This is a genomic window from Colwellia sp. SU-HH01217 (genome assembly GCF_057543495.1).
In genome coordinates this window covers 393,541-405,530 of the sequence record NZ_BAAJLX010000002.1, presented here as the reverse complement: position 1 = coordinate 405,530, position 11,990 = coordinate 393,541, and the positions used below count along the sequence as shown (strand labels likewise).

12 protein-coding genes are annotated in these 11,990 nt (G+C 36.9%); 1 reads left to right on the top strand and 11 read right to left on the bottom strand.

All coding sequences use genetic code 11. The features are described 5' to 3' along the window. Positions 1-21: 21 nt before the first annotated feature. The 9 genes from zapB to AC27G3_RS04935 form a co-directional block, all read right to left on the bottom strand. Entirely contained in the window at positions 22-294 is a 273-nt protein-coding gene (zapB, locus tag AC27G3_RS04975) for a cell division protein ZapB (protein ID WP_487119366.1), read from the bottom strand. A gap of 154 nt (positions 295-448) precedes the next feature. Beyond that, entirely contained in the window at positions 449-907 is a 459-nt protein-coding gene (locus AC27G3_RS04970) for a potassium channel family protein (protein ID WP_487119364.1), read from the bottom strand. A 96-nt stretch (positions 908-1,003) separates the two neighbouring features. Then, positions 1,004-1,327, bottom strand: coding sequence for a hypothetical protein (locus AC27G3_RS04965; protein WP_487119363.1), 324 nt, complete (start codon positions 1,325-1,327; stop codon positions 1,004-1,006). A 76-nt stretch (positions 1,328-1,403) separates the two neighbouring features. Beyond that, positions 1,404-2,042 carry a hypothetical protein gene (locus AC27G3_RS04960; protein WP_487119361.1) on the bottom strand — a complete coding sequence of 213 codons (639 nt, stop codon included), beginning with the start codon at positions 2,040-2,042 and terminating at the stop codon, positions 1,404-1,406. A 99-nt stretch (positions 2,043-2,141) separates the two neighbouring features. Beyond that, positions 2,142-2,837 carry a PspA/IM30 family protein gene (locus AC27G3_RS04955; RefSeq protein ID WP_487119359.1) on the bottom strand — a complete coding sequence of 232 codons (696 nt, stop codon included), beginning with the start codon at positions 2,835-2,837 and terminating at the stop codon, positions 2,142-2,144. Positions 2,838-2,915: 78 nt separating this feature from the next. Further along, on the bottom strand, positions 2,916-3,329 hold the full coding sequence (locus AC27G3_RS04950; RefSeq protein ID WP_487119358.1) for a YjfI family protein: 414 nt from the start codon (positions 3,327-3,329) through the stop codon (positions 2,916-2,918). 182 nt (positions 3,330-3,511) lie between these two features. Then, a complete protein-coding gene (locus AC27G3_RS04945; RefSeq protein ID WP_487119356.1) occupies positions 3,512-5,209 on the bottom strand; it encodes a polyamine aminopropyltransferase in 1,698 nt (565 codons plus the stop codon). An 80-nt stretch (positions 5,210-5,289) separates the two neighbouring features. Then, positions 5,290-6,192 carry a DUF350 domain-containing protein gene (locus AC27G3_RS04940; protein WP_487119354.1) on the bottom strand — a complete coding sequence of 301 codons (903 nt, stop codon included), beginning with the start codon at positions 6,190-6,192 and terminating at the stop codon, positions 5,290-5,292. Positions 6,193-6,279: 87 nt separating this feature from the next. Next, positions 6,280-7,308 carry a hypothetical protein gene (locus AC27G3_RS04935; protein WP_487119352.1) on the bottom strand — a complete coding sequence of 343 codons (1,029 nt, stop codon included), beginning with the start codon at positions 7,306-7,308 and terminating at the stop codon, positions 6,280-6,282. An 83-nt stretch (positions 7,309-7,391) separates the two neighbouring features. Here AC27G3_RS04935 and glnE point away from each other — a divergent pair, with 83 nt between their 5' ends. Continuing rightward, on the top strand, positions 7,392-10,316 hold the full coding sequence (gene glnE / locus AC27G3_RS04930) for a bifunctional [glutamate--ammonia ligase]-adenylyl-L-tyrosine phosphorylase/[glutamate--ammonia-ligase] adenylyltransferase (protein ID WP_487119350.1): 2,925 nt from the start codon (positions 7,392-7,394) through the stop codon (positions 10,314-10,316). Between the two features lie 13 nt (positions 10,317-10,329). Here glnE and AC27G3_RS04925 read toward each other — a convergent pair whose 3' ends face one another. Further along, complete coding sequence (locus tag AC27G3_RS04925) at positions 10,330-10,992, bottom strand: TcpQ domain-containing protein (protein WP_487119348.1); 663 nt, start codon at positions 10,990-10,992, stop codon at positions 10,330-10,332. A 54-nt stretch (positions 10,993-11,046) separates the two neighbouring features. Beyond that, positions 11,047-11,985, bottom strand: coding sequence for an LpxL/LpxP family Kdo(2)-lipid IV(A) lauroyl/palmitoleoyl acyltransferase (lpxL, locus tag AC27G3_RS04920; RefSeq protein WP_487119346.1), 939 nt, complete (start codon positions 11,983-11,985; stop codon positions 11,047-11,049). Between the last annotated feature and the right edge of the window lie 5 nt (positions 11,986-11,990).

Genomic DNA, 11,990 nt, shown 5'->3' with positions numbered 1-11,990 from the left:
AGTTATTTTACTAACTGTTACTTACTTCTTGTAAGATTTAACCATGTTATCTAAACGTTCGTTAACGTCTTTAGAGTCCATTGCTGCTTGCTCAGAAGCGGCTTTTGCTTCTTCAGCTAACTCTGCAGTTTTTGCTTGTTGAGTTTTTAGTTCTGCTACTTCAGTAGAAAGGGCATCAACTTTATTGGTTAATTGGTTGATGTTTTGTTCTAATTTGTCAGTGTTTGCACAACCTGTCATTGCTACTGATGCTGCTAATGTTAGGCTTAACATCGTTATTTTTTTTATTAACATAATAATTTCCCTAATGTAATTGTAAATATGCTGTCTAGTGTGCGATATATTTCGTTTTACTTACTCAGCATAGTTATTGTTTTTTATGCAAAATTGAGTATGGCATAAAAAAAAATAAATGTGTATTTCCAATCAACGAATTATCACGAACAAATTACTTGTTAGTCTCTTTTAATGATGTTTCTATTTCTGCTAATTTTTGTAATATTTGCGTATTTTGGTGTCTAAGCTCACGATTTTTTACGTTGGTATCAGAAAAGCCAAGCAGTTTTGAAGCAATTAAAGCGCCCAAGCCGCCAATAATACCAACACCAAAAATAAACATTAACGTAACCATAGTACGGCCAATAGTTGTTACAGGGTATTGTGAGCCAAAGCCGATGGTAGTGCTTGACATGATCATTAACCAAAGCGCATCACCAAAATTTTGTATAGTCGCACCTTCAGTGCCGAATTCTGCATGGTAGGTAATAGCACCAAAAAGTAAGACCAACACTGCCATTGATATTACACACAAGAGCGCAATAAAACTGGTTTTATAGTTGATAACGCCAAAGTCATCAGTTGAGTGTAACTTACTTTTTATTGCTGTTATTTGAAAGACTGTTGCCATAATTTCCTCTTTGTATTTTCAGCTGTATTTTTATTTTAGGTTAAGTAGTTAATTGTGAACTAGCTAGGCATTAAGATCTCATGAGTTTCTTATGCATTACTTTTTATCGTTGACGTGATGAATGAGCTCATCCATTAACTTTTTTTTAATTTCTAATTGTTGATCAGGTGTTAGCTGATACTTTTCTGCTAGGGTAACATAATCGTCGGGGGCAAGGCTTACTGTTAAACGTGGACGTTTTGGACGTTTGTTAATTGGCAGCCCTAAAATGTCGCGAATTTGATCAGAAGGACTAAGACCTGCTTGGAGCGCTTGTGTTCTAATTGCTAACTGAATTTTTTCATCCATATCAAAGGCAACTTGCACAGCTTTAATGGCTTTAACTGACGATTGCCATTTATCTGGAATTTTTCTGCTCATGTGACATCCTACATATTTATTGGATTAGAAATACTTTTAAATATTGAATTGGTCAAACCAACAATATTTATAGCGGCTAGCTACCTGGAAACATATCAACTATATCGGTTAATGGTCGGTAAAGTGATAAAAAAACATCTGTGTCGCCATCTTCCCATACCTCTACTTCAACCCCTCTGTATTGATCTTGGTCGAGTAGTTGGTATAACTCAAACTGTTCACCACTGTCTTTACCTTCATAGGGTGATAGGTTTTGTGAACGATGATCTTTGCGGTGGAAGTAGCCCACTTTTGCAAAAATAGATTGTCGATACTGTTCACTAGTCCAACCGCTAGAGGTTGCACTATCTTGTTGACGGTTTAAAAAAGCCGAACCAGGTTCATCAAATAAGGTTGAAAAATCATCAAGGTTAAAGAGTGTTTCAACATCTTCGGGCTCAATTTTTAAGGTAAACTTTAAATAGGTTTTGTCATCAACATCAAGAGAAAGAAAGATCTCTAAATCGTTATTCCCTGTTAGTGTCCATTCAGTTTGCGTTTCTGTTTCATATTCATAGCTATTGACGGCGGTTACCTGAAATTGTTGTTGTCGCAAAGATTCAGGAAGTGCAAAACTATCAGTTATTACAATAATATCATCGGTATTAAGATCACGTGCAGACGCTAATTTTCTTTGTTTTTCTTCTTTACCAAACATCTTTTTTAAAAAGCTCATTAGCGGTATATCCTTACATAAAATTAGTGTTGTGGTAAAACAAATAAACTTCAGCCTAAGGATAGGCTGAAGTTTGCAATTGCATTAGTTGGGAAAACTTTATGCGTTATTTTGTTTTGCTTTTAAACGATCGAGTACTGAGTTTGCACTAGTGCTTTGTGCGCCAATACCTGCGGCTTTAAGTTGTGCTTCAAGTGCACCGTCACCGCTTTCTGATTCTAATACTTCAGCTGCTTTCATTTTGTCATCAAATTTTTGCTGTTTCGCTTTAATACGCTCTAGTGAATCTTTTGCACTTAATAACTTAGAGTTACTTGATGAAAAATTGTCAGTAATAGCAGATGTTGCTTTTTGTACACTTTCTGTAGTTTTTACCATAGAAAGTTGACGCTTGTGCTCAGCTACTTGGCGTTCACTCTTTTTCACTAGTTCTTTTAAACGGTTAGCGCTTGCCTGGAAGCTTTCAAAAGCTTGTTGTTGTGCAGCTAATTCACTTTCTAAAGTAGCAATTTTTTCAGCAACCGCTAGCGCCAAAGTTTCATCACCTTTTTCAAGTGCTTGTGCTACATAACCTTCATGCTCTGTAATTTCACGTTGAATACGGTCAACTTCGCGACTTGCTGCCATTTGCTCAGCCATTACACCAGTTAGATCGCGTTTTGCTTTCGTTAAGTGGTTTTCAACATCGCGAATTTCTTGTTCGAAAATACGGGTAGCATTAGCGTCTACTATTGATTCGCCAACTTCTGAAGCGCCGCCACGAATTGCTGTCATTATTTTTTTAAATATACTCATTATATTACTCCTAATGGGGTAGATAAAATTCTACTGTTAACTCAGCACTTTGTGTAAAGCCTGTAGTTAAGGTGTTCGTTAAATTAAGTATTCACTCATATCATCAATAACTTCTAAGGCATTGTTATTAAGTACGGTAAGTTCGTGTTCAATGTCATCAAAAGTAGAGCTTATTGATAACGCACCAAACACTACATATTTGTCGCCAATCTTTGAAAAAGAAGAGAGTGGCATCGGGATATTCATTTCTAGCATACTGACATGCATATCATTAATGCATTCACTTTTAACTTCTTGCTCGTCCCATAAATAAGTAATGCACAATATTTGATCGTCTGTTACTGAAACGAAAATAGGCAGTTCTTCACGTCCTTCAATGGTTATTTGCAAAACATCAACTTCACCTGAAATTGGTTGGCAATCGAAAGTCATCCCTGTTTCTGAATCATCAGCCAAAGCGTTTAAGTGGTTGGCTATTTTATGAATATTCATATTAATCCTCATGTTTAATAAGTCGCTAGAATAAATTTGGTTATTTACCTTGGAACTATTTATTCTTTACTTTTGACATAATATGTCAACGGTTATAAATTTAGCACTTTGACATAATATGTCAAGTGGGTTTTTGTATTAATTTCAATTTAATTGCAAATTCATTTAAATGCCATAACTACTTAATTGTTTATTGGACCTTGTTGATCAAGCCAAGCCTGCTGATGCAGTTGGTAAAGTGTATGGCTACCTAAATAGTTTATGCCTATTTTATCTTCGTCTTGATAAAAATTATTAGAAAATATAAATGCGCTTTTAATCATCTCAAGGTTAAGCCATGAATGCGGAATAGGTAATTCATTTAGTTTATTTAAGCGCACTAATGGGCTTGCTCCTATTTTAGTGGCAATTGTCCACCCCCATTCGCCAAAACTAGGTACATTGTCATGATATTGTTGCACATGATTAAATTTGGCTGCTTTTACGGTTTTACCAATAGAAATAAACGAAGCTTTTGCGTGATAAGGGCTGGTTGATTGAATGCCTATTTGTCCATCTCCGGATAATAGCTGATTAAGCCGAGCGTAGAAGTTAACGGAATACAGTTTATTTAAGTCAGGATGACTAGGATCTGGAAGATCAACGATGATAGCATCGAATATCTGTGCTTCGCTAAGTAACTCATCAATGGCAATAAAGGCATCGCCTCGAATAATATTGACCCTTGAGTCTTGTAAACTCAGCTCATTAAGGTGGGCAATTTTATTGGCAAGATTATCTGGTAAATGTTGTTCAGGCTTTTGAAATATATCCAGTAACTGCGAGTCTAAGTCTACTAAAGTCACATTTTTAGGTGACCATTTTAGTACATCTCTTAAAGCAAGCCCGTCTCCGCCGCCAATAATTAAAATATTATCGTGTCGTGCCGAGCCGGCTAACACAGGTGAAACTAAGTAGCTGTGATAAATGTGCTCATCCATCGACGAAAATTGTAATCGGCCATTAAGGTAAAAGTTGATAATACTTTCTTTACCAGAGCCTAATTGTCGTTCGGTAAACGTGACTTGCTGATAACGAGTTTTTTCACTATAAAGCACTTTATCTAAATAGAGCAGGTTACTCATTTGGTTAAGCCAATGGTTGCCGTGATTAAAAATAACGAGAATTAATACCGCTAATACAAGATGTAGGCTAACAAAAGTTTTTCGCCATTTTAATTTTGACCAGTAACGCCAAATAAACACGCTACCGGCTAATAGGTTTAGTGCAGCAGTTAATGCTCCTGCTTTGCTGATATCGATAGACAGTAAAAATATCACCCATATAGCAGCACCAATACCGGCGCCAATATAATCAGCACCGTAAATAGTGCCTAAATTATTGGCCAAATGCTGTTGATGGATTTCTTCTCGGATACGGGCAATTAACGGTATTTCTATACCGATAAAAAAGCCTAATAGCAAACCGAAAAAATAGGGGCTATTAAAGGCAAGAAAGCTTAGTTGCTTAAAAATTCCTCCTTGAGGAAGTGAGTCCGGCGGCAGAGAAAAAGTGTCGCTAATTAAATGAGGTAATATTTGCGTAACGGCAATTAAACCACCGATGATTAAAATGGCACTACTGCCTAACAATGCAATAATAAGCTCTAAATAGACAAACCCATTGAATGCGCATTTTACTTTTCTAGCCGCAAATGCGCCTAATCCCATTGCAACAATCATTAAACCAATCATTGCATAAATTGTACTTTCCATAACGCCCAGTACACGACCAGCATAATGAGAAAGTAAGTATTCGTAAATTAAACCACACCCAGCAAGTACAGACATTGCGAGAATGAGCAATACATCGTCAAGTAGGTGTTTTTGTTTTTGTATCATAAATAGGAACTAATGCGGTGGAGGAGGGAAACGGCCAATGCCTAGATAAAAGGGATTGGCCGTTAAATATACTAACTAGTTTATGCCATAAGAGCTGTAAGAATTAGGGCAATTGAAATACTGATTGCCATTTCGATACTTGCTACACCAACGTTGTGTTGTTGATCTACTTCTTCAACTAAATTAATACCCATTAACACAATTCGCTTAGCGATAGAGGTTAAAATAGAAACTAATAGGGTCATGATAATGCCAAAGACTAACCAGCCCAATAAATTCATCACTAAAGTTTCAGGGCTATACGTTAAAAAGTGGCTTGCAGCAGTTACTGCTAATGCTGTACTAATAACTTGTCCTGAGTAACGGATAGCTAATGCTAATTGACCGTTTTTTAATGCTTCTTGTAAACTGTCTTCTTGGTTGTTACTTGCATATTGTTTCTCTTTAAGGCGAGTGACTAAAACTAACATAGTTTGAGCAACAATAAAGCCACTAGTGATGGCAATAAATGTGTTTAAGTCTAAACCGTCAACCCAAAGCAAAACTGCGCGGATAATAATAGCTGTAGCAATAGCTCCGGCCGCATCTACTAAACCTATGGTTAAGTTTTGTTCTTTAATTAGAGCGGTTTTATCTATTTTTTGTAAAGCTATTTTATCATGAATAATACGGCCGACTTTAATTAAAATTAGGCCGTATAAGCCATAAGCAAACATCCCTATAATTTCCATAAGGTAACTACTAGCAGTTTCTCCGGTAATTGCACCGGTTAAAACAATACCTAGCGCAGCGATACTTCCCGCTAAACTTATGCCAAAAGCAAAGTTATCTTTTTGTGCTAACTCTTCCTTGGTGTTTACTCCTGCTGATAAACCTGAGACAAATCGCATAGCACCAAGCAGTAAAATAGCGATAGTTAAATCAATTGCTAAATAAATAAGCAAATCTTGAGTTAACCCTGTAATTTCAATTAAATTTTGCATGTTGTTTCCTAATAAAATTCTTTTTTTGAACGTTAATTAACTAAACGCTTATCCATGTTTTTATTGTTAAGTTTGAAATTAGCAAACTTATTTGCCTCGCCTAACACCCCGAGAAGTGTTACTGCTGCTATTTCTAAAACTAGCATTCTTAGACTTAGAAGAACTAGATTTACTACTATAAGAACTTCTGGACGACTTCGCTTTAAAGCGATTAGCACTGGTTTGCGCTGTTTTACTTTGAGAAGATAAGCTTGAAGAACCTGTTCTATTTTTACTGTAAGCACTGGTATACTTTTTACCCTTGTTGTCGAAAGATTTACTTGCACGAGTATCCAGTTTATTTTGTGCTTTCAGTTGAGAAGGAGAGCTATAACGGGTACGTCCATAATCATTATAGTAACTGTAATTACGTGAACGTCCCCAGTCGTTATAATAAGTGCGACGACCAAAGACATCGCCCATCATTGAGTACATGCCATACCATGCCCAAAAAGACATACCATTGCTGCCTGTTTGCCAATGACCATAACTAGGATTACCAATTAATTGCTCACCCGTGCCAAAATCTTGCGCATTATTTGCCTTTTGGCTTTGCGATTTAGAAAGAGAGTTAACGCGAGGTAATTCTCCTTCAGACATATCCGCCAACACATTTAAAGGATCGCTTAGTGCATCTGAAAAAAGTAAAGGATCGGCTGCTTGATATATATTCAGTAGTTCATCGTAAATCGCTTGATTATTAGCAAACATGTTAGGTTGTGTTTTAACTGTATTTAATCTGTCTTCCAATGCTTTAAACATAGGGCCATTAGAGGTTGCATCTTTTTTAAATTCATCTATTAATGCTGTTAATGACGGTTTTTTAATGGCGACTTTTTCAGCATATTGCTTAATTAAGTTAGCATTACGAACTTGATTATTATCAAGCGCATTAGCGAGTTGTTGAACACGTTGTTCACTAATTGGCAGTTGTTGATTGATTTGCTCTTTGAGAGGGTCGCTACAAGCGCTAAGCAACAGTAAACTTATTGCTGCTAACGAATATTTTAGCGTTTTTTTAAATATAAAGTTCAAACTAAAACTCGATCTAAAGTAAGGTTGATGTATTTCTTCCATGTATACTAGTGCAAACTTAGCAGTATTGGTATAAATGGCAAGACGCTAGGGTTATTATTTATTAATAACATTGTCGACATAATATGTCTAACGAAAGTTTATCGCTTCACTTATTAATTCGTAAAAAACTTATGACAAAACACAATAGTACAATACTACACGAACAGCTTAATTCATATTGGCAAAAGTTTACTGAGCAGCATCCAACTTATGCCGAAAAACTAGATGATAAGTTGTTGGTTGATTTTCAACAGTCACTCGCGTTAAGCGATTTTATTTTCAATAGTGCAATGCAAGCGCCAGAGTTAGTTGTTGAGTTGTTCTTAAATGGTGATGTCTATCAAAAGGATTGTCCAAATTATACTCAAATTTTAGCTGATAGGTTGTTGCTGTGTGATGACGAGGCACAATTACACCGAGAACTGCGTCGTTGTCGATTACAAGAGATGGTAAAAATTGCAGTCGCTGATCTAGTGCTTGATATGCCATTAACATTGTCACTAAAACGATTATCGTTATTAGCCGATGCTTTGATAATCGCGGCTTTAAATTGGTTAACTCACTTTTGTCAACAGCAGTGGGGTGTTCCTCAAGAGAGTGGCTATGACTTAGATAAGGCGAGTGAAAATGATACAGGTTTACCATTGCTTATTTATGGCATGGGAAAGCTTGGGGGGGAAGAACTCAATTTTTCTTCTGACATTGACTTGATTTTTAGCTACCCACGACGAGGTGAAACAGTGGGCGCGCGTCGCAGTTTGGATAATCAACAATTTTTTACTCGTTTAGGACAAAAGCTAATTACAGCGTTGAATCAAAAAACAGTTGATGGATTTGTCTACCGAGTCGATATGCGCCTGAGACCATTTGGAGAAAGCGGTCCTATTGTTATGAGTTTTAATGCAATGGAAGATTATTACCAAGAGCAAGGACGTGATTGGGAGCGCTACGCGATGCTAAAAGCAAGGTTAATAGGTGACAGTCCTTATCATCAAGAGTTAACTGCAACCCTTAAACCTTTTGTTTATCGAAGGTATATAGACTTTAGTGTGATTGATTCGTTACGTCGCATGAAAATGATGATAGCCCAAGAAGTTCGTCGTAAAAACCTAGTGAATAATATTAAACTTGGCGCAGGCGGCATTAGGGAAATAGAATTTATTATTCAAGTATTTCAACTTATTCGAGGTGGGCGTTCAGAAGCGTTACAGCAGCGTCATGTATTATCAGTTTTACCCATCTTAGTCGATGAAGGTGAATTAACAGAAAATAGTGCAAAGGTATTAAAAAGTGCTTACTGTTTTCTTCGTCGTGTTGAAAATATTATCCAAGCTTTGGCTGATCAACAAACTCAAACTTTGCCCGATAGTTTATTAGATCAAGTTAGAATATTAACCGTGTTAAAAATTGATTCATGGCAAGAGTTTCTTGAAAGTTTAGATAAACACATGGCTGGCGTGCATAAATCGTTTATCTCACTTATTGGAGAAGAAAGCCCTAATCATCAAGCTGAAGATGAATATTGGCAAACTCTTTGGCACAGCCAATGGCAAGAAGAAGAATGCATTGAGTGGATAGAAAAAGGCGCTGATTTTTGGCAAGGTAGCGTTATTTGGTTTGAATTAAATGATTTTCGAGAAATCATTATTAAACGCAGTATTGGTAATAGAGGTAGGCAGGTTTTAGATAAGCTGATGCCATTATTGCTTTGGCATTTAGAGCAAACTCGCGCTAAAGAAGTAACTTTAAAGCGGATATTGATTGTTTTCAATAAAATTACAACGCGAACCGCGTATTTAGAGCTGCTATTTGAAAATGAAGGAGCACTAAAACATTTAATTAGATTGTGTCAGGCGAGTCAATGGGTTGCAGAGCATATCGCCAGTTTCCCAATATTGCTTGATGAACTTATTGATCCTAAATTACTCAATAACCCTCCAGCGTTGTCAGATTATAGTCTGGAATTAAGAGAATTAATGCTTCGCGTACCAGAAGAGGATATCGAAGCTCAAATGGACACATTACGACAATTTAAACAGGCTCAACATCTACGTATTGCGGCCGCAGATATTGTTGGGGTGTTACCATTAACTCAGGTGAGTAATCACCTTACTGCGCTAGCAGAAGCAATTATTACCGAGGTGATTAATTTAGCATGGTTACAAGTATCTCAGCGTTTTGGTGTCCCTAAATCTGCAGCTTTGCATGATGATAAAGGTTTTGCAGTCATTGGTTATGGAAAATTGGGCGGCAGGGAGCTTAGTTACAGCTCAGATTTAGATTTAGTTTTTGTTCATTGTTCTGATTCTGATGATGTAACCAATGGTAATAAGCAAGTATTAGCGAGTGTCTTTTACATGAAACTTGCACAACGCATTATGCATATATTTAACACGCGTATGGCAAACGGTGTGTTATATGAATTGGATATGCGTTTAAGGCCTTCAGGAAATTCAGGCTTATTGGTTGTTCATATTAATACTTTTGCTAAATATCAAAAAGAAGAAGCGTGGACGTGGGAACACCAGGCGTTAGTGCGAACACGCGCTGTATATGGACATGATGATATTGAACGTAAATTTAATTTATTACGCCAAGGTATTTTAGCTCAACCAAGAGATGCACAAGTATTAGCTGAAGATGTGAAAGCAATGCGAACAAAAATGCGCAATCACCTAGACAAGTCTAGTAAGCAGCACATTGATATAAAGCAAGGTATTGGTGGACTGGTTGATATTGAGTTTTTAGCACAATATTTAGTGCTTAAAAACAGTCATCAATTTTTAGCGGTGGCCAAATATTCAGATAATATCAGAATTTTTGCTGAATTAACTCGCGCAGGTGTTTTAAATGAAGAGCAAAAGGCAGCATTAACACAAGCCTATTGTCAGCTTAGAGATCAAGGTCATAGAGCTGCGCTACAAAATGAACGTTTATTACTAGACGAAACTATTTTTGAACAATGCACCAAAGATGTAGTGATTATTTGGCAGCAGTTTTTAGCGTGAGAGTTGATATAACCTAATAGCCATTTTTTGATTGTAGCATTTGGCACTCTTCTGTTAAGTAGTCTATTGGTTCATCAATAAACACTAAAGTTCTGTGTCTATAGCAAAAAAACACGTTGAGACCGTTTTCGAAATGTCCTGCAACTGTTCGGCCGAGTTGGAAAGAGGTTTCTAAAATGTTTTTTTCAACTCTAAAAGGGTCTTTAATTACAAAGTCTCGATTCAACCACCAGATAATATCGAGACCTTCTTTATCAGCATATTCGGTTAACTTTTGCAGTAATGTTTGACCTTTTCTAAATGGTCTAGATTCAATATTACCTTTCCAACTTCGTCGGTACGGGCGGGTGACCATTTTTTTGGCTTCTAATATTTTAACTAAATCACCGCTTGGCTCAGGAAGAAATACAATATTATTTCTAATTTTAGGGCCTTTGGTATTCATATCAGGATTAATACTAGCGTAAAAACGTGATAAACCATCAGCGGCGGCGTTATTCGATTTAGGTTGTGTAGTAATCCCCTTAGTGGCAGGCTCATCGCTGCTCAACAAGGCTGTGCCTTCTTCTGCACTTTGCTCTGCCAAAGAAAAAAGCACATCTCGATTATCAAATAACAAATAGCCTAAAACTATCAATATAGCGGCGAGTATTATATTGCGTAACCAAAAATTCATAAGCTAATTCTTAGGTATTGTAATCAGGGTAATTATTACTGTACTTAAAGATCTTTATTTATACAATGACGGGTCTTCTTTATTTGGTCGGGTTTTAAACCTGCGATGTAACCACATATATTGTTCAGGCTTGTATAATATTGCTTTTTCTAACTCTTGATTTACTCGGATCAGATCATTTTCATCGTTATCAGTGGGGAAATTTTCTAAAGGAGGTTTTATCTCAATAGTATAGCCGCTTCCGTCATCGTTTCGTGTTGGAATAAGCATCATAGTTTTGGTGTTTTTTTGTCGGGCAAAGATGAGTGTGCCAGTGGTTGTTGCTGCATCTTTTACACCAAAAAATGGCACGAATAAGCTTTTATTTCTGCCATAGTCTTGGTCAGGCAGATAAATACACGCTTCACGATCCCGAAGTGCCTTCATCAAACCTCTGACATCACGCTTACCGAGCATATACTTGTTGGCTCGTCCTCGTCCCCTAAATTGAAAAAATTCCATTAATGGGTTGTTGTGTGGGCGATAAAAAACAACCATAGGATTGCCGTGCCCAACACCGCGACAGTTTATTTCAACACTCAGATAATGCATGGCGAGTAATAAAACGCCATTTCCTTCAGATTGAGCTTTTTGAATGTGTTCCAGGCCAACTACTTTTACTTTTCGGTCGACACGCCAATTAGGCCACCACCAACCCATGCCAGTTTCTAGTAAAGCAATACCGGTGTTTTCAAAGTTAGTCTTTAAAATTCGTTGATGCTCGCTCGCTGGCATATCAGGAAAACATAATTGTAAATTGGTTAAAGCAACTTTCTTTCGACTCGAGCCAATTCTAAATAATAATCGTCCAATACTTCTCCCGAGCGATAATTGCATTTTATACGGTAGCCAAGAAATAGAATATAAAATACATACAGCGAGCCAAGTTAGCCAATATTTGGGTAGTAAAAAGGAAAGTTTAAAGTCGGGCTGTAAAATTGAATTTCTACTCACTATTA